This is a genomic window from Streptomyces sp. NPDC043738, from assembly GCF_056436545.1.
Map to the genome: position 1 here is coordinate 409504 of NZ_JBWKCJ010000002.1, position 22589 is coordinate 432092.

18 protein-coding genes are annotated in these 22589 nt (G+C 74.3%); 10 read left to right on the top strand and 8 right to left on the bottom strand.

Going from position 1 to position 22589, the window contains the following annotated elements; genetic code table 11:
- Position 1 precedes the first annotated feature (1 nt).
- Both AC0680_RS04980 and AC0680_RS04985 read right to left on the bottom strand, forming a co-directional pair.
- Positions 2 to 1642 carry an ABC transporter permease gene (locus AC0680_RS04980; protein WP_478624945.1) on the bottom strand — a complete coding sequence of 547 codons (1641 nt, stop codon included), beginning with the start codon at positions 1640 to 1642 and terminating at the stop codon, positions 2 to 4.
- Entirely contained in the window at positions 1639 to 2598 is a 960-nt protein-coding gene (locus AC0680_RS04985) for an ABC transporter ATP-binding protein (RefSeq protein ID WP_478624947.1), read from the bottom strand. Before AC0680_RS04985 ends, AC0680_RS04980 begins: the two co-directional genes overlap by 4 nt.
- A gap of 93 nt (positions 2599 to 2691) precedes the next feature.
- Between AC0680_RS04985 and AC0680_RS04990 the strand changes: the two genes are divergently transcribed.
- Positions 2692 to 3204 (top strand): GbsR/MarR family transcriptional regulator, encoded by a 513-nt coding sequence (locus tag AC0680_RS04990; protein WP_478624949.1) that lies wholly within the window; start codon positions 2692 to 2694, stop codon positions 3202 to 3204.
- Between the two features lie 45 nt (positions 3205 to 3249).
- Here the strand turns inward: AC0680_RS04990 and AC0680_RS04995 are convergent, their stop codons facing one another.
- Complete coding sequence (locus tag AC0680_RS04995; RefSeq protein ID WP_478624951.1) at positions 3250 to 4266, bottom strand: diacylglycerol kinase catalytic domain-containing protein; 1017 nt, start codon at positions 4264 to 4266, stop codon at positions 3250 to 3252.
- Positions 4267 to 4472: 206 nt separating this feature from the next.
- On the opposite strand from AC0680_RS04995, the gene AC0680_RS05000 reads away from it, so the two are divergent.
- Both AC0680_RS05000 and AC0680_RS05005 read left to right on the top strand, forming a co-directional pair.
- Positions 4473 to 5756 carry an adenylosuccinate synthase gene (locus tag AC0680_RS05000; RefSeq protein WP_478624953.1) on the top strand — a complete coding sequence of 428 codons (1284 nt, stop codon included), beginning with the start codon at positions 4473 to 4475 and terminating at the stop codon, positions 5754 to 5756.
- 139 nt (positions 5757 to 5895) lie between these two features.
- A complete protein-coding gene (locus AC0680_RS05005; protein ID WP_478624955.1) occupies positions 5896 to 6480 on the top strand; it encodes a Uma2 family endonuclease in 585 nt (194 codons plus the stop codon).
- Positions 6481 to 6512: 32 nt separating this feature from the next.
- Here AC0680_RS05005 and AC0680_RS05010 read toward each other — a convergent pair whose 3' ends face one another.
- Positions 6513 to 8324 carry a serine/threonine-protein kinase gene (locus AC0680_RS05010; protein WP_478624957.1) on the bottom strand — a complete coding sequence of 604 codons (1812 nt, stop codon included), beginning with the start codon at positions 8322 to 8324 and terminating at the stop codon, positions 6513 to 6515.
- 161 nt (positions 8325 to 8485) lie between these two features.
- Entirely contained in the window at positions 8486 to 10123 is a 1638-nt protein-coding gene (locus AC0680_RS05015; protein WP_478625099.1) for a serine/threonine-protein kinase, read from the bottom strand.
- A 402-nt stretch (positions 10124 to 10525) separates the two neighbouring features.
- Here AC0680_RS05015 and AC0680_RS05020 point away from each other — a divergent pair, with 402 nt between their 5' ends.
- A complete protein-coding gene (locus tag AC0680_RS05020; protein ID WP_478624958.1) occupies positions 10526 to 11221 on the top strand; it encodes a DUF4956 domain-containing protein in 696 nt (231 codons plus the stop codon).
- Positions 11218 to 12012 (top strand): polyphosphate polymerase domain-containing protein, encoded by a 795-nt coding sequence (locus tag AC0680_RS05025; RefSeq protein ID WP_478624960.1) that lies wholly within the window; start codon positions 11218 to 11220, stop codon positions 12010 to 12012. Before AC0680_RS05020 ends, AC0680_RS05025 begins: the two co-directional genes overlap by 4 nt.
- A gap of 18 nt (positions 12013 to 12030) precedes the next feature.
- Here AC0680_RS05025 and AC0680_RS05030 read toward each other — a convergent pair whose 3' ends face one another.
- Both AC0680_RS05030 and AC0680_RS05035 read right to left on the bottom strand, forming a co-directional pair.
- Complete coding sequence (locus AC0680_RS05030) at positions 12031 to 13344, bottom strand: sensor histidine kinase (RefSeq protein ID WP_478624962.1); 1314 nt, start codon at positions 13342 to 13344, stop codon at positions 12031 to 12033.
- A gap of 2 nt (positions 13345 to 13346) precedes the next feature.
- Positions 13347 to 14060 (bottom strand): response regulator transcription factor, encoded by a 714-nt coding sequence (locus AC0680_RS05035; protein WP_478624964.1) that lies wholly within the window; start codon positions 14058 to 14060, stop codon positions 13347 to 13349.
- Positions 14061 to 14286: 226 nt separating this feature from the next.
- Here AC0680_RS05035 and AC0680_RS05040 point away from each other — a divergent pair, with 226 nt between their 5' ends.
- The 3 genes from AC0680_RS05040 to AC0680_RS05050 all read left to right on the top strand — a co-directional run bounded on the left by AC0680_RS05040 (position 14287) and on the right by AC0680_RS05050 (position 17235).
- On the top strand, positions 14287 to 15651 hold the full coding sequence (locus AC0680_RS05040) for an aminotransferase class III-fold pyridoxal phosphate-dependent enzyme (RefSeq protein WP_478624966.1): 1365 nt from the start codon (positions 14287 to 14289) through the stop codon (positions 15649 to 15651).
- A 127-nt stretch (positions 15652 to 15778) separates the two neighbouring features.
- Positions 15779 to 16447 carry a GntR family transcriptional regulator gene (locus tag AC0680_RS05045; RefSeq protein ID WP_478624968.1) on the top strand — a complete coding sequence of 223 codons (669 nt, stop codon included), beginning with the start codon at positions 15779 to 15781 and terminating at the stop codon, positions 16445 to 16447.
- A 137-nt stretch (positions 16448 to 16584) separates the two neighbouring features.
- Positions 16585 to 17235: a hypothetical protein gene (locus AC0680_RS05050; RefSeq protein ID WP_478624970.1), complete on the top strand. Its 651-nt coding sequence runs from the start codon at positions 16585 to 16587 to the stop codon at positions 17233 to 17235.
- Between the two features lie 555 nt (positions 17236 to 17790).
- On the opposite strand, the gene AC0680_RS05055 is transcribed toward AC0680_RS05050, so the two are convergent.
- On the bottom strand, positions 17791 to 18552 hold the full coding sequence (locus AC0680_RS05055) for an SLATT domain-containing protein (protein ID WP_478624972.1): 762 nt from the start codon (positions 18550 to 18552) through the stop codon (positions 17791 to 17793).
- 326 nt (positions 18553 to 18878) lie between these two features.
- On the opposite strand from AC0680_RS05055, the gene purD reads away from it, so the two are divergent.
- Together purD and AC0680_RS05065 are read left to right on the top strand one after the other, a co-directional pair.
- Complete coding sequence (gene purD, locus AC0680_RS05060) at positions 18879 to 20153, top strand: phosphoribosylamine--glycine ligase (RefSeq protein WP_478624974.1); 1275 nt, start codon at positions 18879 to 18881, stop codon at positions 20151 to 20153.
- 354 nt (positions 20154 to 20507) lie between these two features.
- Complete coding sequence (locus AC0680_RS05065) at positions 20508 to 22331, top strand: hypothetical protein (RefSeq protein WP_478624976.1); 1824 nt, start codon at positions 20508 to 20510, stop codon at positions 22329 to 22331.
- Positions 22332 to 22589: the final 258 nt, after the last annotated feature.

Genomic DNA, 22589 nt, shown 5'->3' on the forward strand with positions numbered 1-22589 from the left:
CTCAGCCGATGTCGCGCCGGCGGAAACCGGCGAGGCCGACGGCGGTGAAGACGGCGGTCAGGCCCAGGAGCCAGAGGAACGGGGCCGCGGTGGCCTCGGCTCCGGGGAGCTTGGGCAGATGGCCGTACGGCGAGAGGTCCATGACCCACTGGGGGAACTGCAGGCTGGGCCCGATCCACCCGATGGCCAGGCAGCCGCCCACCACGGCCCAGACGGCGGTGGTGGCCTTGGGCAGCACCCCGAAGACCAGGACCGCGAGACCGGTGAGCGTCCAGACGGCCGGGACCTGCGCGAGGGCGGCCGCCAGCACCGGGCCCAGGTGGCCGCCGACGTCGCCGGCCGAGACGCCGTACGACAGACCCAGGGCCAGGCCGCCGAACGCCAGGATGACGGCGGTGCCCGCGTAGGCGACGGCCAGATGACTGCCGGCCCAGCGGAGCCGGCCCACCGCGCCGGCCAGCACGGGCTCCGCGCGCTCACCGGTCTCCTCGCCGCGCAGTCGGAGCACCGCACCGGCCGCGTAGATCGCCGCGACCATGCCGAGCATGCCCAGCATCGTGGCCAGGAAGGCGTCGGTCAGCCCCTGCTGCCCGCCCATCCGCTCGAAGATCTCCCGTGTCCGCCGATTGCCGCCGACCAGGTCGGAGGCGCCCTTGGCGATTCCGCCGAAGATCCCGCCGGCGCACAGGAGGCCGAGCGTCCAGCCGAGCAGGGTGGTGCGCTGGAGCCGCCAGGCCAGGCCGAAGGGGCCGCTCAGTGAGCGCGGTGCGGCGGCCGGTCCGGGGCGGGCGGGCAGGAAGCTCATGCCGATGTCGCGGCGGGCGGTCAGGGCGTAGGCGGCGTACACCGCCAGCGCGGCCGCCGCGACGAACGGCAGCAGCACCCACCAGCGTTCCCCGGCGTACGGGCGGAGGTTCTCCGACCAGCCGATCGGCGAGATCCAGGTGAGCGGGGAGGTGGCGTCGGCGGTGGCGGCGTCGCCCGCGGCGCGCAGCGCGAAGGCGAGGCCGAGGACGGCGCCGGTCAGCCCCTTGGCCATCCGGGCGCTCTCGGTGAGCTGGGCCGCGATGGCGGCCAGGCCGGCGAAGAGCATGCCGGTGCAGCCGATGGCCAGGCCCAGCGCCAGCGAGCCGGCGGCCGGCTGCCCGGACCGGGCGAGGCCGCCGGCGATCAGTGCGGCGAGGGCGGCGTCGGCGAGCAGCGCCGCCAGCAGGGCCGCGGTCAGCGGTGCGCGGCGGCCGACCATGGCGGCGGAGAGCAGCTCCTGACGGCCCGTCTCCTCCTCCTCGCGGGTGTGCCGGACGACGATCAGCAGGCTCATCACCGCGGCGAGGACGGCACCGAAGCCGGCCATCCGCCAGGCGATCAGGCCGCCGACGGAGTCGGCGAAGACCGGCCCGTACAGCGCGCGCATCGAGCCGTTGGAGTTCATCGAGCCGGCCAGCTCGGCGCGCTGGGCGGCGGTGTCGTAGAGCGCTTCGAAGGACGACCCCGTGGCGGCGACGGCGACGGCGAGCGCCAGCACCCAGGCCGGGATCATCACCCGGTCGCGGCGCAGCGCGAGGCGCAACAGGGCGCCGGTGCCCGCCAGATGGCGGGCGCGTGCCGGGCGGGCGGAGAGGTGTGCGGCCACGGCGGTCATCGTGCGACCGCCCCTTCGGCGCCGAACTCGGCGGGCCCGTCGTCCTGGTAGTGCCGCAGGAAGAGCTCTTCCAGGGTCGGCGGGGTGCTGGTCAGGCTGCGGACGCCGGAGGTGCCGAGCGAGCGCAGTACGGCGTCGAGCTTGTCGGTGTCGACCTGGAGGCGGACGCGGTGCGCCCGGCCCTGCTCGATCGGCTGGGTGGCGAGGTCGTGCACTCCGGGGAGCGCGGCCAGCCCGTTGGGCGGGCCCGCGAGTTCGGCGATGACCGAGGTGCGGGTCAGATGCCGCAGCTCGCCGAGGGAGCCGGATTCGACGGTCCGCCCCTTGCGGATGATGCTGACGCGGTCGCAGAGCGCCTCGACCTCGGAGAGCACGTGGCTGGAGAGCAGGACCGTACGGCCGCGGTCGCGCTCCTCGGCGACGCAGTCCTGGAAGACCTCCTCCATCAGCGGGTCCAGCCCGGAGGTCGGCTCGTCGAGGATCAGCAGGTCGACGTCCGAGGCGAACGCGGCGACCAGAGCGACCTTCTGGCGGTTGCCCTTGGAGTACGTGCGCCCCTTCTTGGTGGGGTCGAGTTCGAACCGCTCCAGGAGGGCGGCCCGCCGCGTGGCGTCCAGCCCTCCGCGCAGCCGCCCGTACAGGTCGATGACCTCGCCGCCGGAGAGGTTGCGCCACAGGGTGACGTCGCCGGGGACGTAGGCGATGCGGCGGTGCAGTTCGACGGCGTCGTGCCAGGGGTCCTTGCCCAGGAGCCGGGTGGTGCCGCCGTCGGCGCGCAGCAGGCCGAGCAGGACGCGGATGGTGGTGGACTTCCCGGCGCCGTTGGGGCCGAGGAAGCCGTGTACCTCGCCGGCCTCGACGTTCAGGTCGAGGCCGTCCAGTGCATGGGTCCGCCCGAACGACTTGTGGAGGCCGTCCACCCGGATGGCGGGAGCGGGAGCGATTGCCGTGGTCATGATTTTGAAGCTACGCTAGTTTCACAAATTTGTGAAGTTAAGAAACCGTATAAAGTCGGGGGAGCGGGTCTGATCAGGGGAGATGATGCGGATATGAGTCAGCAGCGACAGCAGAGCGACGAGGGGCGCACCCAGGAGGCGGTCTCGCAGTTCGTCGAGCGCTTCGCGGCACAGCTGGTCGAGGCGGGCATGGCGCGGATGCCCGCCCGGGTCTTCGCCTGCCTGCTCTCCTCGGACTCCGGCGTGCTGACCTCGGCGGAGTTGGGCGAGCGCCTCCAGATCAGCCCCGCCGCCGTCTCCGGCGCGGTCCGCTACCTCGCCCAGGTCGACATGGTCAGCCGGGAGCGCGAGCCCGGCTCCCGCCGCGACCGCTACCGCGTCCACAGCGATCAGTGGTACGAGGCGCTCGCGCGCCGGGAGAACGTCCTCACCCGCTGGGAGGGCACGCTGCGCGACGGCGTCGAGAGCCTCGGCGCGACCAGCCCGGCCGGCCGCCGGCTCAACGAGACCGTCGTCTTCTTCGAGTTCCTGCAGAAGGAACTGCCCGTCATGCTGGAGCGCTGGCGCGAGCACCGCGACGAGCTGCGCAGCCGGTACGAGGACTAGGGCCGTTCCGGCGGGGCGCCTGCGTGGCCCCCTCTGCCGTGGCCCTCACCCGTTCCGCGGGAGCTGGAGCCGCCAGGCCCCCGGCTGCACGGTCCAGGTCCGGGTCCTGACCGGGCCGCCGACCACCGCGTCCGCCCGGTAGTGGAAGTCCGTGCCGGAGACCGTCACCGCCCGCGCCCGGGCCCGTACCGGCCGCCCCTCGTCCGGCCAGTGCACCACGACCTCGGCCAGCGCCCGGCCGCCGTCGGAGCCGTCGACCCGGCCCGACCACGCCCCGGCCTGGGTGGCCGGGACCACCGACACCCCGCGCACCGGCCGGTCCAGATCGGCCAGCAGCACCCCGTCCGCCTCGATCCGCAGCCGCTGGCCCGGCACCCGGGCGCGCCGTCCTCCCAGGCCCGCCGCCGGCGCCAGCAGCGACAGCGCCGTACGGGCGGTGCGCGCCGCCGGCCCCCACCACGGCCGGTGCTCCTGCGGGCTCCCGGCCCCGCTCGGGCGGGTGCACTCCCACCGCCCGTCCGCCGTCCCGCCCCGCACGGCCCCCGGTCCCGGTGGGTCGGCCGGGGCGGCCGCACCGGGCACGAACGCCCCGGGACGCCCGTGCCGGGCGCCGCCGCCGTCGCTTGCGCACGGGATGCGCAGCCCGCCCAGCACGATGCCGTCGCTGTCGTCCGTGAGCAGGTCCATCGCCCGCTCGCCGCCGTCCAGGACGGCCCGGGCGGCGGCGACGGTGTCCGTGGGCACGCCCAGCGTCCGGCTCAGCGCGACGGCGGCCGGCGCCCCGACCGGGACCATCGAGACCGGCACCCCGGCCAGCTCCCGTTCCTTGTGCAGCAGGCCCACGACCCGCAGCAGCGCCCGGTCGTCGCCGATCACCACCGGTCGGCGCTGCCCCCGCCGGGCAAGAATCCGCGCGAATTCCTCCGGCCCCTCGGGGAGGCAGATTTTCGCCCCCGCGCCCGCACACAGGACGTCCTTCGCGATCCGCACGGATTCCCCGTCGGTACTGCGGGCGACCGGGTCGATGACCACGAGCAGGGGATGCCCCCGAACGGAGTCCACGGGAGAGTGCCCAGAAGGCTGCGCCGACACCTCGGTCCTTCCTCAGGTAGCATCTCGGTGCAAGAGCCCCTTGCGCTATTGCGCCAGGGGCTTCGTCTATTCCGGGGCACCGGTCCAACGGCTCTAGCGATGACGGACGCGTGAACACGCACGCTGACGCCATCCACGCACGTTGGACATGCCCCGCCCGGAAGGGGTGTACGCCTGTGCCCGCACTTGTGCTGCTCGGTGCTCAGTGGGGTGATGAGGGCAAGGGAAAGGCCACCGACCTGCTCGGTGGGTCCGTTGACTATGTGGTGCGCTACCAGGGCGGCAACAACGCCGGCCACACGGTCGTCGTCGGCGACCAGAAGTACGCGCTGCACCTTCTCCCTTCCGGAATCCTCTCGCCGGGGTGCACCCCGGTCATCGGCAACGGCGTCGTCGTCGACCCGGCGGTCCTGCTCTCCGAGCTGAGCGGACTCAACGAGCGCGGCGTCGACACGTCCAAGCTGCTGCTCAGCGGTAACGCGCACCTGATCACCTCGTATCACACGACGCTCGACAAGGTGACGGAACGCTTCCTCGGCAAGCGGAAGATCGGCACCACCGGCCGCGGCATCGGCCCGACCTACGCCGACAAGATCAACCGCGTCGGCATCCGGGTGCAGGACCTCTACGACGAGTCGATCCTGACCCAGAAGGTCGAGGCGGCCCTCGACGTCAAGAACCAGTTGCTGACCAAGCTCTACAACCGCCGCGCCATCGAGGCCGGCCAGGTCGTGGAGGAGCTGCTGGGCTACGCCGAGCAGATCAAGGGCTACGTCGCCGACACCACGCTGATCCTCAACAAGGCGCTCGACGACGACAAGGTCGTGCTCTTCGAGGGCGGCCAGGGCACGCTGCTGGACATCGACCACGGCACGTACCCCTTCGTCACGTCCTCGAACCCGACCGCGGGCGGCGCCTGCACGGGTGCCGGCGTCGGTCCCACGAAGATCAACCGCGTCATCGGCATCCTCAAGGCCTATACGACGCGTGTCGGTGCCGGACCGTTCCCGACCGAGCTGTTCGACAAGGACGGCGAGGCGCTGCGCACCATCGGCGGCGAGCGCGGTGTCACCACCGGCCGTGACCGCCGCTGCGGCTGGTTCGACGCGGTCATCGCCCGCTACGCGACCCGGGTCAACGGCCTGACCGACTTCTTCCTCACCAAGCTGGACGTGCTGACCGGCTGGGAGCAGATCCCGGTCTGCGTCGCGTACGAGATCGACGGCAAGCGCGTCGAGGAGCTGCCCTACAGCCAGTCCGACTTCCACCACGCGAAGCCGGTCTACGAGATGCTGCCGGGCTGGTCCGAGGACATCACCAAGGCGAAGACGTTCTCCGACCTGCCGAAGAACGCCCAGGCCTACGTCAAGGCGCTGGAGGAGATGTCCGGCGCCCCGATCTCCGCGATCGGCGTCGGCCCCGGCCGCGACGAGACGATCGAGATCAACTCGTTCATCTGACGCGCGTACGTTTCACGGCCCCGGTCCCGCCTCTGGGGCCGGGGCCGTGTCGTTCACTCGTGCGAGTGATCCGTTACGGAGCGTGCCCGGAGCGCCGCTTTCCCGGAGAGACTGGCCACCGCCAGGAAGGGAGTGCAACATGACGGTTATGGCCGAGCCCATGTCTCAGATGGCGGTGGAGGACTTCGAGCAGATCGCCTCCACCGCGCCCGAGACCGTCACGTTGGAGTTCATCAACGGACGGCTTGAGGTGAAGCGCGTGGCGGACGGTGATCACGGGACGATCATCATGTGGTTGATCAGGCAGTGCATGCAGGCCCGCCCGGATCTCGACCTCGACCCGACTCAAGGCTTGAAGGTCGGGGAGTACCGCAAGGGTCGGGCGCGCCCGGATGGCGCGCTTGCGCCCATCGCGTACTTCGCTGGTCCTGGCGAGTGGACCGATCCTGATGGTGTGCTGATGACCGTCGAGGTCACGTCTTACGACGGGGACACCAATCGCCGCGACCGCCAGGAAAAGCCAGCCGCCTACGCCGCCGCGGGCATCCCCGTCTATCTGCTCATCGACCGCGACATTTGCGCGGTCGTCGTCTACAGCAACCCTGACCCCCAGCGGGGTCGCTACCGCGCCCTCATCGAGGCCCCCTTCGGCGAGCAGGTCACCCTCCCCGCCCCGGTAGGCATCACCCTCGACACCGAGATCCTCAAGAACTACGTGCGCTGACGACGCACTCCACCGGACCGCCGGTCGTGCCGCTACCCCGCCCTGGAGTACGTGCGCGGCGGGTTGCCGTCCCGGAACGTCCGCCGCAGGGTCCCGTCGTCGGCCAGGCGGAAGACCGAGGTGCCGCTCGGCGTGCAGCCGGGGGCGGCGCGGTCGATGACCGAGGGGCCGACGGTCAGTTCGCCGTCCTGGGCCGCGTACAGGTCGGCGCGCGCCGTACAGCGCCCCGCGGGCCCCTCGACGACGGTGGTGAGGACGGTGCTGCCCGCCGGGGCCTGGCGGAGGGTCAGGCGCTGGCCGCCGGGGCCGGAAGGGTCCGAGAGCTGCCAGGTGCCGAGGTAGCCGGCCGGTACGGTGCCGGCGGACGGCGCGGAGCGGCGCAGCGTCGCGGTGCGGCCGGCTGCCGCCCACTTCAGGGTCCCGGCGCTGCCCGCCTCCAGGGTGTGCTCGCCGAGCGCGGTGCAGCGGCCCGCCGGGACCGACCGCACGACCTTGGTGTCCAGCCGTAGCGCCGGGCGGCCGTCGTGCGCCGTGACGGACACCAGCGTGCCGTCGCTGCGGCACTCGTAGGTCGCGCCGAGGCTGGTGCTGTTGGCGACCACCTCGCCGACCTTGCCGTTGCTGATCACGAACCGCCGTTGCTGCCCGGTCGGTTCGCCGTCCCGCAGCACCGGGCCCGCCCAGGTGCCGAGGTAGCGGGCGGGGATGTCGGAGGCGCGGTCGCGGCCGTCGGCGTCCGCGCCGCCGCCGAGCAGGGGCACGGCGACGGCGGTCGCGGTGGCCGCGACCACCGCGGTGGCGGCGAGCGGCAGCCAGTGCGGACGGCGGCGGGGCCGGGGCGCGGCGGGCGCGGGCGCCGGCCGGGGCGCGACCCTGGTGGCCGTCAGCGTCGGCGGCTGGCCCCCGGGCGGGGTGTCGGTGTCCAGGAGCCGTACGGCGTGCTGCCCCAGGCTCGCGATCAGCTCGGCCGGCAGCCAGGGGGCGGACGACGGACCGCCGGGGGCCGGCCCGAGCCGGCCGGTGATCTCCTCGGGCGCGGGGCGCGCCGCCGGGTCCTTGGCCAGGCAGTCCTCGATCAGACCGCGGATCCCCGCCGGCGCCCCGCCGAGGTCCGGCTCCTCCTGGGCGATCTTGAACATCACCGCGTGCACCCCCGAGGCGGCGCTGCCGAACGGCTGCCGCCCGGTCGCCGCGTACGCCAGCACCGAGCCCACGCAGAACACGTCGCTGGCCGGTCCGACGCGCCGCCCCTGGACCTGCTCGGGCGACATGAAGCTGGGCGAGCCGACGACCGTGCCGCTACGGGTCTGGGTCTGGTCCCCGACCGCGTCCAGCGCCCGTGCGATGCCGAAGTCGATCACCCGCGGACCGTCGATGGTCAGCAGCACGTTGGACGGCTTCAGATCGCGGTGCACCAGCCCCACGCCGTGGATGTCGAGCAGTGCGCAGGACAGCCCGTAGGCGAGCCGGCGCAGCGAATGCTCCGGCAGCGGCCCGTGGCTGCCGCCGCGGCCGTGGGAACCGCCGACGACCTCGCTCAGCGTCGGACCGGCGATGTACCCGGTGGCGACCCACGGCACCTCGGCCTCGGTGTCCGCGTCCAGCACCGGCGCGGTCCAGCGCCCGCCGACCCGCCGCGCGGCCGCGACCTCGGCACGGAAGCGGTCGCGGAACTCCTCCTCGGCCGCCAGCTCGGCCTTCACCAGCTTCACCGCGACGGTCCGCCCGCCCTCGGAACGCGCGAGATAGACCCGGCCCATCCCGCCGCTGCCGAGCCGGCTGATCAGCCGGTAGTCGCCGATCCACTGCGGATCGTCGGCCGTCAGCCCACGCAGGCCGTCCATCCGGGCGCCCTCCCCCGTCTCGTCGCCACGCCTGAGGCGCGTTCCGGCGGCAGGCGTTCCCCGAGCCTAGGCGGCCGCGGATCGCGGGCCGGACGACGGTCCGTTACGAGGCGGGAACGATCCGGGCGGTGTCACCGGCGCCGGCGGGCTCCCCCGGGCCGTCACCCCGTCCTGCGGTACGACAGCGCCTTGCCGTCGTCGGAGATCCGGCGCAGCGCTCCGCCCACCATCTCCAGGGTGCTCGGCTTGCCGGGAGTGCAGCTGTCGGACGGACCGGAGGTCACCGTGGAGGGGCCGAGCCGGACCGGCGGGCCCGCGCTGGAGAGGGTGGCGGTGAACTCGCAGCGGTAGCTGGCCCCGGTGGCCGTCATCGTCAGCACGGTGTCGCCGGCCCCGCCCTGGGTGAGGGTGAAGCGCCGGACGTCGGTGCCCGAGTCGCCGACCGTCGTCTCCCAGGTGCCCAGGTAGTCGGTGGGAATGCCGCCGTGCGCCGCGGGCCGTGCCGGACCCGGGCTCGGCTTGCCGCCGTCGGCGTCCGCCGACCGTACGCCGCTGTCCTCCTCGCCCAGCAGCGAGTACGCGGTGGCCGCCCCGGCCCCGGCGAGCGCCAGCGCGGCCACCGTGAGCAGGGCGGTGCCGATCCGGCGGCGGGGCCGGGGCGCGGCCGGCGCGGGCGCCGGGGCGGCGTAGGCGGGCCGGCCCTGGTGGGCGGCGGTCGGGGGGTAGGGCGTCGGGCTGTGCGGAACGGGGCGGGGCGGCGGGGTGCCGCCGCCGGCCGGGGTGGCCGAGACGCTGGTGGGCAGGGCGTGTACACCGGGGTCCGCGGGCGCGGGGGCCGGGGCGCCGGCCGGGGCCGTCGCGTCGTTGGCCGGCTCCTCGCCGTGCGGGTTCTCCGCCTCCAGCAGCTCCACGGCGTGCCGCCCCAACCGGGCGGTCAGTGCACCGGGCAGCCACGGCTCCTCGTCCGCGCCCGGCCCGGCGCCGTCCCGCTCCGCCAGCGCCACCAGCTGCTCCGGGGTGGGCCGTTGTGCCGGGTCCTTCGCCAGGCAGCCGCTGATCAGCTCGTGCAGCCCCTCGGGCAGCGCGGACAGGTCGGGCTCCTCCTGGGCGACGCGGTACATCAGCGCGTGCGCCGCGCTGTCGGCCGTTCCGAAGGGCTGCCGCCCGGTCGCCGCGTAGGTGAGCACCGAGCCGAGGGAGAAGACGTCGCAGGCCGGTGTGAGCGGTTCGCCGCGCACCTGCTCGGGCGACATGAAGCCGGGGGAGCCGACCGCCGCGCCGGTCCGCGTGACGCCGTTTCCGGTGACCGCCTCCAGCGCCCGCGCGATGCCGAAGTCGATGACCCGGGGCCCGTCGATGGTGATCAGCACGTTGGACGGCTTGAGGTCGCGGTGGATGATGCCGGCGGTGTGGATGGAGCCCAGCGCGCGGGCCAGCCCGGCGGCCAGGATCCGCACCGTGCGCTCGGGCAGCGGCGTGCCGCTGCCGCCGATGACCTGCTGGAGGGAGAGACCGGCGAGATAGCCCGTGGCGAGCCAGGGGGTCTCGGCCTCGGTGTCCGCGTCCAGCACCGGCGCGGTCCACTCCCCGCCCACCTGCTGCGCGGCCCGCACCTCCCGCCGGAAGCGCGCCCGGAACTCCTCCTCGTCGGCCAGCTCCGCGCGCACCAGCTTGACCGCGACGGTACGGCCGCGGTCGGAACGGGCCAGGAACACCCGCCCCATCCCGCCTTCGCCGAGCCGCCCGAGCAGGCGGTACTCACCGATCCGCCGCGGATCCCGCGCCCCCAGCGGCGCCAGCCCCGCGGGCCGCCCCTCGCGCCCCGGCCGCTCCTGCCGCCCAGCACGTCCCGGCTCTTCCACGATCCGTCGTCCTTCCCCCGAATTCGCCCGTAGGCGATCAGGCGCGGGCGCGTTCGCACACGGGTCCACGCCGCCCGTCTCCGCGGTGAGGATATCCAGGGGCCCCGGGCCGCCGGGAGTCCGCGGGTCCCCTTCCCGGCGCTCCCGGGGCCGCTCGCTCCCGCGCGGGCCGCCCCGGCCTTCAGGTCCTTTCCGGCCCTGACCCGTAGGACCGGCCTTAACCCGTGCCGGGGGCGGCCTTAACCCGGCGGTCCCTAGCGTGCGTGGCCCAGGGCCGGCCCGGCCGTGCCCCCGGGGCGGGCCCTGGCGAACCGACCGTACGAAGCAGGGGAGTTGAGGATGGCCGTGGAGACCTACGGGCAACTGGCGGCGCGGCTGGGGATCGATCTGGCCGCGGTGGGAGCGCTGACCTTCGCCGTGTACTACCCGCGGCACCGGCGGCGGGATCTGATTCCGGCCTATCTGGCGCTGAACGTCGCGCTGTTCTCCGTGGTCGCGGCCCTCGCACGGGTGGGGGCGGGCGGCGGCACGGCGCTCGGGTTCGGGCTGTTCGGGGTGCTGTCGATCATCCGGCTGCGCTCGGACTCCATCCAGCACGAGGAGGTCGCCTACTACTTCACGACCCTGGTGCTGGGCCTGCTGTGCGCGCTGCCGCATCTGCCGCTCGCCCTCGCCGGAGCGCTGGCCGTGCTGTTGTTGCTGGTCATTCATGTCGCCGACCATCCGCGGCTGCTGTCGGGCACCCGCCGTGCGGTGGTCACCCTGGATGTCGTGCACGCCGATCAGGACGCCCTGCGCGCCGACTTGGCGCGGCGCCTGGGGGAGCCGCTGAGCTGGACGGTCCAGAAGGTGGATTTCGTCCGGGACTTGATGGTGGTGGATGTTCGTTTCCGCGCACCGGAACTTTCCCGGCCGGTGAAGCGTCGAACGCGTACGACGGCAACGCCTGCGACCACGACGACCACGGCGCCGCCCGGCGCCCCCCGGTCCCGCACGATCCCCCTTCCCCACCCGCCCGCCAAGGAGACCGTGTGATCCCCGCCGTACGCGCCCTCGCCCGCGCCGCCATGGCCGCGCGCCCCGTGCCGCTCGCCGACGTCCAGGCACGGGCCGAACTCCTCGCCCGCTTCGACCGCAGCTACCTGGTCCCGGTGGAGGTCTTCGCCGCGTTCGCCGCCGAACTCACCGACCACCGCCGCCCCGGAGGCCCGTTCGCCGCGCTGTGCATCAACGGGCGCCGCTGGTTCCGCTACCACTCCGTCTACTACGACACCCCCGACCTGCGGTCCTTCCACGACCACCGGCAGGGCCGCCGGCTGCGCTACAAGATCCGCGAGCGGCTGTACGAGGACACCGGGGAGCGGCAGTTCGAGATCAAGCTCAAGGGGCGGCGCGGCGAGACGGTCAAGCACCGGCAGCCCCTGCTGCCGGGCGACGCGGCCCTCGGCGCGGCCTCGCGCGGCTTCCTGGCCTCCGTACTCGACCGCCGCTACGGCATCGCGGCCCCCACCGAGCTGGACCGCTCGATCGAGACCGACTACATACGGGCCACCTTCGTCGCGGACGGACAGCGCGTCACCTGCGACGCGGCGCTGCGGTGCCGGGACCTGACCACCGGGCGCACGGTACGCGCGGACGGCGGACTGGTCCTGGTCGAGATCAAGACCACCGGCCGTCTGACGGCGGCGGACCGGCTGCTGCACGGCCACGGCCTGCGGGCCGCCGAGTTCACCAAGTACTGCGGCGCGTTGGCGGCGCTGCGCCCGGACCTGTCCGCCAACCACTGGCGGCGGGCGGTCCGCACGGCCTTCCCCACGGCCGCCTGACTCCGCCCCCGCCGGCGCTCAGCCCGACCCGCTCCCGAACTCCACCGCGATCCGGGCCCCGCCGCCCGCCGCCGCGCCGAACTCCACCGTCCCGCCCGACTCCCGGGCGGCGCTGCGCACGATGTCCAGGCCCAGACCGGTGGAGCCGCCGGCGCTGTTGCCGCGGCCGGGGACATGGCCGTCGGGGAAGCCGGGCCCGTCGTCCTCGACGACCAGCCGGCCACCGCCCCCGTCCCCGCCCGCGACGGACAGCCGCATCCCGGCGCCCTCCGGCGTGTGGTCGAGGACATTGCCGATCAGCGCGTCGACCGCCGCCGCCACCTCGGCCGGCTCGGCCCGTACGAGCACCACCGCCCGGTCACCACCGGGCGCGGCGAAGGCCAGGACACGCCCCTGGTCCTCCGCCAACGGCCGCCAGAAGTCGGCGCGTTCACGCACGACCCTGGCCAGATCGGCGCGCACCGCCGTGCCGCCACCGCCCCGCAGCGGCCTGCGGGCGGTGCGGATCACCTCGTCCACGCCGCGCTCCAGCGCCGCGGCGTCCGCGGCGATCCGCTCCGCCTCCGCCGGGTCGCGCAGGCCCTCCGCGTCCAGGCGCAGCGCGGCGAGCGGGGTGCGCAGGCGGTGCGCCAGATCGGCGGCGTTCTCCCGCTCGGCGGTCAGGAAGCCGTCGATGCGCTGGGCGAGATGGTTGAGCTGACGGGCGACGAGGCGCAGCTCGGGCGGACCCGAGGGCTCGGCGCGGGCGGTCAGGTCGCCGCCGGCCAGCCGGTCCGCCACGGCCGCCAGCCGGCGGGTGGAGCCGACGAGCCGGGAGCCGAGCCGGTCGGCGAAGAGCAGCCCGAGCAGCATCAGCCCGGCGCCGATCCCGGCGAACGCGAGCGCGGAGGTGAGCGTCCCGGCGGACAACTGCCCCTCGGTGAGGCCGACATGGACCACGGCCGTACCGCCGGCCGCGCCCTGTACGGGCACCAGGACGGTGCGGCCGCCCTCGGGGGGCTCGTAGGTGAACGCCCGCCCGTAGCGCGCCAGCCGCACCGCGTCGGTGACGGGGGCCGGGGGGCCCAGGACCGTGCCGTCGGCCAGGATCACCGACGTACGGGGCAGGCCGGGGCCGTTGGCCGAGCCGACGAGGGTGGCGGCGGCGCGCCGGTCGACGGGCCCGGCGAGTACCTGGCCGACAGCGGCGGCCAGGGAGTGGGCGCGCGCGGTGGCGTCGGCGGTGGCCCGGTCCGCGGCGTGGCCGCGGGCCAGCAGGGCGAGCGGGACGAGCAGCGCGACCAGGACGAGCGCGGTGGTCGCGGCGGTGAGCCGGAGGATGCTGCGGCGCACGGCTAGGCCGGCCCGTGCGCCGAGGCGTCCGGGCCGGCGTCCGGCGCGGCCAGCTTGACCCCCACGGTGCGGACCGTGTGCAGATAGCGCGGCCGCTGCGCCGTCTCGCCCAACTTCCGCCGCAGCCACGACAGATGGACGTCCACCGTCTTGTCGGCGCCGCCCAGCGGCTGCTGCCACACCTGTGCGAGCAGCTCCCGCCGCGAGACCACCTGACCGGCCCGCCGCGCCAGATAGGCCAGCAGATCGAATTCGCGGGGCGTCAGCTCCAGCGGCGCACCCGCCAGCGCCGCCTCGCGCGCCGCCTCGTCCAGCACCAGCTCCCCGACGCGCAGCGGCGGCCGGGGCTCCTCGGTGCCCAGCCGCCGCAGCACCGCCTTGATCCGGGCGTCCAACTGGGCGGCCCCGAACGGCTTGACGACGTAGTCGTCCGCGCCGTGCCCGAGCACGGCCACCATGTCCGGCTCGTCGTCCCGCGCGGTGGCCACGATCACCGGGACGTCGCTGACCGCCCGCAGCATCCGCAGCACCTGAACGCCGTCCACATCCGGCAGCCCGAGATCCAGTACGACCAGGTCGGGACGGCGGGTGACGGCGGCGTCGAGCCCGGACATCCCGGTCGCGGCGGTGGCGACGGCATGGCCGCGGTCCCGCAGCGCCCGCACCAGCGCGCCGCGTACCTGCGGATCGTCCTCGACGACGAGTAGATGCGGCATGCAGCCACCGTAGCCAGCGCCGGTCCACCGACGGCAGGTGCCCGACGGAACCCGCCGTCCCGCCGCGCTGGAGCTTCCTACAGCACCGCCGACATTCTGTCCGCCCGCGTGGTGAGTGCCATACAACGTGTCGGTACCGGTCCGCCGAAGGTGATCCTTACGCTGAGAGGCGTTCGCCGCGCCCATCCCCCGGCGGACCCGAGCGACCCGATCCGAGGTACTGACCGTGACCACGACGCACTCCGCCGCCGACCCTGCCGCCGGGCGGGCCGTAAAGGCCGACGACCGCGCGCACGTCTTCCACTCCTGGTCCGCGCAGGGCCTGATCGACCCGCTGGCGATCGCCGGCGCCGAGGGCTCGTACTTCTGGGACTACGACGGCAACCGCTACCTCGACTTCTCCTCCCAGCTGGTCAACACCAACATCGGCCACCAGCACCCCAAGGTCGTCGCCGCGATCCAGGAGCAGGCCGCGAAGCTGTGCACCATCGCGCCCGGCTTCGCCGTGGACGTCCGCTCCGAGGCCGCCCGGCTGATCGCCGAGCGCACCCCCGGGGACCTCGACAAGATCTTCTTCACCAACGGCGGCGCGGAGGCCGTCGAGAACGCCGTCCGGATGGCCCGCCTGCACACCGGCCGCACCAAGGTCCTGTCGACCTACCGCTCGTACCACGGCGCCACCGCCGCCGCGATCAACCTGACCGGCGACCCGCGCCGCTGGCCCTCCGACACCGCCTCCGCGGGCGTCGTCCACTTCTGGGGCCCGTTCCTCTACCGCTCCCCCTTCCACGCCGAGAACGAGCAGCAGGAGTGCGAGCGCGCCCTCGCCCACCTCGAGCAGACGATCGCCTTCGAGGGGCCGCAGTCGATCGCCGCGATCATCCTGGAGACCGTTCCGGGCACCGCCGGCATCATGGTCCCGCCGGCCGGCTACCTCGCCGGCGTCCGCGAGATCTGCGACCGCCACGGCATCGTCTTCATCCTCGACGAGGTCATGGCGGGCTTCGGACGCACCGGCCGCTGGTTCGCCGCCGACCACTTCGGCGTCACCCCGGACCTGCTCACCTTCGCCAAGGGCGTCAACTCCGGCTACGTCCCGCTGGGCGGCGTGGCGATCAGCGCCGAGATCGCCGCCACCTTCGAAACGCGCCCCTACCCGGGCGGTCTGACGTACTCCGGCCACCCGCTGGCCTGCGCCTCCGCCGTCGCGACGATCAACGCGATGGCCGAGGAGCGGATCGTGGAGAACGCGGCCGAGATCGGCGAGAACGTCATCGGCCCGGCCCTCCGCGAGATCGCCGAGCGCCACCCCTCCGTCGGCGAGGTCCGCGGTCTGGGCGTCTTCTGGGCCCTGGACCTGGTCAGGAACAAGGAGACCCGCGAACCGCTGGTGCCCTACAACGCCTCCGGTGCCGCCAACGCTCCGATGGCCGAATTCGCCGCGGCCTGCAAGCGCGGCGGTCTGTGGCCGTTCGTGAACATGAACCGGACGCATGTCGTCCCGGCCTGCACGGTCACCGAGGCCGAGGCGAAGGAGGGCCTGGCCGCCCTCGACGAGGCCCTGACGGTGGCGGACGCGCACACGGGCTGAACCGGCTGCCCGCAGGCGTACGGCGCCGACGGCCCACACCGTCCGAGACGTGCGCGCGGCCCTCGCCTATCGTGGGCGGGGGCCGCTCCCACCTGCGCGGTCATGGACGTCGAAGGAGACGCACACGATGGCCCCCGGCGGAGACAGCTCGGTCATACGTCGCAGCACCCTGCGCCAGCAGATCGCCGACGCGCTGCGCGACGAGCTCCTGTCGGGCCGGCTGCCCTCCGGCCACCCCTTCACCGTCAAGGAGATCGCCGACCAGTACGGCGTCTCCGCGACCCCCGTGCGCGAGGCCCTGCTGGACCTGTGTGCCCAGGGGCTGCTCGACGTCGAGCAGCACCGCGGCTTCAAGGTGCACGCCTTCACCGCCGACGACTTCCGCGCCATGGTCGAGGCCCGCACCCTGATCATCGAGGGCATCTTCCGCAGCGACGCCGACCGGGCGCTGCGCGCCACCCCCGGGCAGGTGCTGATCTCCATCCGCCGCCGGGCCGAGGAGGCCGAGCGGGCCGCCCGGGCCGGCGACCTGGACGTGCTCATCGGCTACGACCTGCGGTTCTGGCGCGAGCTGAGCAGCATCGTGAACAACCCCTACATCAGCGACTTCCTCGACCGGATCCGCGTCCAGACCTGGATGTTCGCGGTCCCGCTGCTGCGCCGCGAGGACGATCTGAAGGGCCACCTCTGGCAGGGCCACAGCGCCCTGGCCGACGCCCTGATCCGCCACGACCTGCCCGCCGCGCAACGGCTGATCGCCGAGTACAACGAGCACTCCCTCGCACTCGTCCGCTAGGGCGCCATCGCCCGGCGCTCACCCTCGTCGGATCGCGCGGCTGGCACTACGCTGTCCCGACTCGGCCGTAATGGGCCGTACCCGAAGCTGTACGTGCGCCGGTGTCCCCGTCCCCGACCGGAAGCGAGCCCTCACTCGTGGCATGTGACCTGTGGCTGGTACCCCTCGTCGATGTGCTGTGCCACAGCCCCGACAACCCGTTCTCCGAAGAGATCGCCGCCTACGACAAGGCCCTGACGGAGGCGGGACTGCCACCGGTCCCGGTCTTCAGCTACATGCCGGGCCTGTCGGGTGACGTCGCCCCCATCGCCGGCTTCGACTACGACGCGCTGCACTTCCTGCGCCGCGCCTACCTGCTGCGCCTGTGCGGCCTGGAGGTGACTCCGGTCGACGAACTGGGCGGCGACTACGAGCAGTTGCTGGAGATGTTCGAGACCACCGCGCAGCAGTCCCACCTGGTGTGGCACTACGACCACGCGGGCGCCTACGTCCCGGTCGACTTCCCGCATCCGCTCGCCAACGACGAGTTGCTGGAGGGCGGCGGCCCGCTGGGCTCCTCGCACGGCCTGCTGCGCGAGCTCGAACTGGTCGCGCCGTCCCTGGGGATCGATCCGGCCAATCCCCCGGCCGCCCCCGCACCGCCGTCCGGCCCCACCTCCCTGGAGGAGCGCGCGGGCGCGGCGCCCCTGGACGACGGCCCCTTCGCCCGGGAACGCCATGTGTGGCTCGGCCTGCACGCGGCCGCTACCCGAAGCCTGGGCCAAGGCTCCATGATCGTCTTCAGCTAGGCGCTGCGCCCGTCCGCTGCGCTTTGCTGCCCTCCCACGTTGTCGGTTGTCCCGCCGTGGGGGTTCGCGTGGTTCGCCTGCGGCGGGCTGTTGCCGCTGCGCGGGGCTGTTCGGCTGCCGGTGACGGGCCTGCGGGGGGGGGGGGGGGGGGGGGGTGTGGGTTTTTCCCCCCCCCCCCCCCCCCCCTCCGGCCCGCCCCCTCCCGTGAGGGGTGGGAAAAAACCGTGGGGGTGGACGTCAGCCTTCGTGTGCCGGTAGCCGACGGAAGGGGCCCGCCCCCACCGGCCTGTTCACCACCCACCTACGGGAGGGGACAGACCGTAGGACGGAGTCCGTAGGGCTGTCACCGCAGCCGACAACACCACGCCCGCCGCAGGCGCAACGGCGAGAAACCAGCACGGCGCCGCAGCCGACAAACAACCGCCCGCCGCAGGCGCCACGGCGCGAAAGCCAACAACGTCGGCCGCAGCAAAGCGCAGCGAAAGGGCGAAACGGCGAGCAACACCCGCGGCGGGGAAAGCCGAAAACGTGGGATGCGGGCCAAGCGCCAAGCGCCTAGCGGGGCGGCTCCGGAGGCCGCTGTCGCGGCATGTTCGGCCGCGCGCGGTGCGGCACCGCGAACCGCCCCGGCGGCCCCGCCCCGTCCGGCCGCGCCCCCGCCCACGGCACCATCGCCTGCGTGGCCTGCGGCACCGGTCCGGCCCGGAACTCCGCCATCCAGTCGGCCGTCTCGGTCCGCACCAGCTCCCCGAGGTCCTCGTTGAACCGCCGCAGCACCCCCAGGCAGCGCTCCACCGCCTCGCTCGCCGTCCCCTCCGTCGGCCCGAGCACCTCGCGTACGCCCTCCGACGCCCAGTCGAACTGCAGCGCCTCCAGCCGCCGGTGAATGGCCTGGGCGGTCGCCAGATCCCGCATCCAGCCGGCCGTCACCCCGAAGTACCGGTCGCCGGCCACGCACACCGCCGCCAGCAGCAGCGACAGACAGCCCCAGGACGCCCCGCCCTCCCAGACCCCGGCCAGATCCAGCAGCGGCAGCGCCCCGCCCACCGTCACCCCGGCCGCGGCCCCCAGCCGCAGCGCCCGCGCGCCGCGGCGCTTGGCCAGCCGGTCGTGCAGATACCAGTCGGCGGCGCGCAGCGCGCCCTCCTCGGTCCAGAGATAGAGCGCCTGCAGGCGGCCGCCCGGCTCGCCCCAGTCGCCGAGCGGAAAGGCCCGCCCGGCGAGGTCCCGCCGGGCGCGGCCCCGCCTCCCGTACCGCCGGGGGGAGCGCCCGCCCTCCCGAGGGGGCCCCTCGGGCTGCATCTCCGGCTGACTCACCCGTGTACTCCCTCTCTGCGCTCTCTGCTCCACCCCGCCAGAACGTGCGGTGCGCGCGTGACATTCGTGGTGCACGCGTGACATGACGTGACGACCGTCACGCACAGCCCCCTTCCTACCGCCGAACGGCTGGCGTCGGCCCCTAGATCACGCTATTTCCGCCCAGAAGTGGTGCGGAGTCGGCTATGGGGACATCGGGGATCTCACCCGAAAGAGTTGCCGCGGCCGTGGAGGGGCCGCGGTGGTTTCCGGCCGCCGCACCGCCCTTGTGCGATCGGCGCAAGCCCGGCGTCCGGCCGCCTGGTGCGTTCGTCTAGGCTGCCACCGTGAAGGTCCTCGTCATCGGCGGCGGCGCCCGCGAACACGCCCTGTGCCGCTCTCTGTCCCTCGACCCCGACGTCACCGCGCTGCACTGCGCTCCCGGCAACGCCGGCATCGCCGAGGTGGCCGAATTGCACGGGGTCGACGCCCTCGACGGCGCGGCCGTCGCCGAACTCGCGGCCGGCCTGGAGGCCGACCTGGTCGTCGTCGGGCCCGAGGCCCCCCTGGTGGCGGGCGTCGCGGACGCCGTACGCGACCGCGGCATCCCGGTCTTCGGCCCCTCGGCCCAAGCCGCCCAGCTGGAGGGCTCCAAGGCCTTCGCCAAGGACGTGATGGCCGCCGCGGCCGTCCCCACGGCCCGCAGCTACGTCTGCACCACCCCGGAAGAGATCGACGAGGCCCTGGACGCCTTCGGGGCGCCGTACGTCGTCAAGGACGACGGCCTGGCCGCCGGCAAGGGCGTCGTGGTCACCGAGGACGTCGAGGCGGCCCGCGCCCATGCGCTGGCCTGCGACCGGGTGGTCATCGAGGAGTTCCTCGACGGCCCGGAGGTCTCGCTCTTCGCGATCACCGACGGCGAGAGCGTCGTCCCGCTGCAGCCCGCCCAGGACTTCAAGCGCGCCTACGACGGGGACCAGGGCCCCAACACCGGCGGCATGGGCGCGTACAGCCCGCTGCCGTGGGCCGACCCCAAGCTGGTCGACGAGGTCATGGCCACCGTCCTGCAGCCCACCGTCGACGAGCTGCGCCGCCGCGGCACCCCCTTCTCCGGGCTGCTCTACGCGGGCCTGGCGATCACCTCCCGCGGTGTGCGGGTGATCGAGTTCAACGCCCGTTTCGGCGACCCCGAGACCCAGGTCGTCCTGGCCCGCCTCAAGACCCCGCTCGGCGGACTGCTGCGGGCCGCCGCCACCGGCGAGCTGGCCGCGCTCCCGCCGCTGCGCTGGAGCGACGACGCGGCCGTGACGGTCGTCATCGCCTCCCACAACTACCCGGGCACCCCGCGCACCGGCGATGCCGTCGAGGGCCTGGCCGAGGTCGCCGAGCAGGACGCCCCGAACGCCTACGTCCTGCACGCCGGCACCCGGCGCGACGACTCCGGCGCGGTGCTCAGCGCGGGCGGCCGGGTGCTGTCGGTCACCGCCACCGGCGCCGACCTCACCACCGCCCGCCGGCGTGCCTACCGCGCCGTGGACCGGATCTCCCTGGACGGCTCCCAGCACCGTACGGACATCGCCGCCAAGGTCGCGGACGAGGCGGCGCAGGCGTCGGGCGCATAGGGGGCACCAGCGGCCCCCGGGCCGTACGGGCCCCTACGCCCACACCCCTTACCGCGGGTTCCCGGCTTTACCCAAAGCCATTCCATCGAGTGACCACACCAGATTCCGGCTGACGAGGCCCACACCCCCAACTAGGGTGCCGCGCAAGCGTCCTGCGGATGCCGTGCCCTGCTACGGCGCGGTTGCCGCGGTGGCGTCCGGCAAGTGGCTCACCGGCATTGCGATGTCAGTGGCCAGTGCCACAGTGGTGATGAGCGAGGTCGCTCGCATCACTGCGAAGCGCAGTGTTCGAAGGCGTCCGTCCCGTGTTCTCTCCGTCCGGCTCCATCAGGACAGCAGGGGGTGTACAGGCTCGTGGCAAGTCCGGAAACAGGCGTCCTGGCGGCGCGTGCCCGCGCCCTCGCCGTGCTGCGGGTGCGCGGCGCGGCGCTGGCGGTGGCGCTGCTGCCCGCGGCCGCGGCGGTGGTGCTGTTCGCCGGCAGGGTGAGCGGCCATCTCGGTACGGGCGGCGGCTGGGACCTCGCCCGCTGGATCGTCAGCGGCGCCGCGGTGCTCAGCCTGCTGCTCGCGGCCCTGGTGGCGACCGTCGTCGCGCGTGCCCGGCCCGCGCTCAGCCCCTCCGTGCCGATCTCCGAGAAGTCGGCCCCCGACCTCTACCGCCTCGTCCGCGATCTCGCCGACCGCCTGGAGGTCCCCGCGCCGTCCGCGATAGCGCTCACACCGGACTGCGACAGCTGGCTGGAGGACCGTACGCACCGCGCCCACGGCCCGCCCGACCGCGGTGAGCGCCCCCCGGCCGAGGCGCGGCGGGCGCCCAAGGCACCGGTCCTGGTCATCGGATCCCCGTTCCTGTGGTGGATGCGGGTCGGGGAGCTGCGCGCCCTGCTGGCCCCCGTCGTCGCCGGCACCGGCCCGTCGGCCCACCCCGACATAGCCGCCGCCCGCCGCTTCATCCGCGGCCTGGACGCCGCGGTGGCGGTCTCGGCCCGTGCCCGCGGCCCGCTGCGAGGTCCGGCGCTCCGCTTCGTCGGCCAGGTGGCGCGGCTGCTGCTGCGGGCCTGCCGCGAGCACGCCATGATCATGGAGCGGGCCGTTGCGGCCGCCGCCTCCGAGCGCGCCCAGAACGTCGACTACGGCCTGCGGATCGTCGCCCAGGAGCAGGTCGGCCTCGCCTACGCCGGCTGGGACCGGCTGCTGACCCGGGTCGCGCTGCCCGCCTGGCGGATGGGCCGCTGGCCTTCCCGGCTGGACGCCGGCGTGGTCTCCGCGCTCACCGAGCTCTCCCGCCGCGACCGCCTCGCCGACGGCTTCGCCTCCCGTCTGGGCGAGCGCCCCGCCTGCGACCTCCTGGAGGAGCCGGGCGCCATCGACAGCGCCGCCTCCCTGCTGGCCGCCCGCCTCTTCCACGGCGGCCCGGCCGAGCCGGGACCCGACTGGTCGCCGGTCGGCTGGCACCAGTACCCGGAAGAGGTCGTGGACCGCAAATGGCGCCTGGAGGCCGCCCGCCTCCACCGCGTCCTCGACGACCTCCCGGCGGCGCTCCCGACGACCCCGCCCACGGCCCCGGAGGCGGCCCCCGCCGCCCCGACCCTGTCGTACGCCAGCACCCCGGCCCGCGGGCCCGCCGGCCGCCGCCCCGGTGACGGCCCGCCCACGAGCCCGGCGGCCGCCCCCGCCGACCGCCGGGCCGGTGAGCCCGCCGCCCCGCCCGCGGGCCCGACCCTGGCCCGGGTCATCGACCGGCTCGCCCATGACGAGCGGGCGGGCGATCTCGTCGCCGCCCGGCTGGGCGCCGAGGTCGAGCGCGAGGAGCGCGAGGAGGCCGCCCGCCAGGCCGCCCGCGGCAGCCGTGCGCAGGACGCCGCGGTGGGCGTGGTCTGGGGCGACGGCATGGTCGAGGGCGGCCTTCCGCTGTTCCCGCTGCAGCCGCCCCGGACGGGCCGCGAGCTGCTCGCGGACCACGTGACCGCCATGGTCTGCTGCGCCGCCGTCGACACCGCCGGCGCCGCCCCCGGCCTGGACTGGCTCGACGGCCCGGCGCTGCTGGTAGACGGCGCCCGCCGCGCCGACCTCGGCCGCCCGGTGCTCAGCCTGGTCGACGACGGTGACGCGGAACCGCTGCGAGGCTGGCTGACGACGGTCGGCGTACGCCCCGAGAAGCCGGTCCGGCTGGTATGACACGGGCGACTGACCGGAGCGTGCGCCGGGGCTCGCGCCCGTATGCGCCCCGACTGCCGCTGCGATCGGCGAACACGCGCCCGAAGCGGTCACCCGCAAGCGTCCGGAGCACCGGCTGAATGTTCCATTCCAGTTCGTGCTTCGGGGCGGTGGCATCTAAATTCACAACGAAGGGTGACGAAGTGAGTGCGTAATGTGATGTGCTGGGGGATGGCCGGGTCCGCTCAGCGGACGCAGCACCGGCCCGATCGGCCGAGG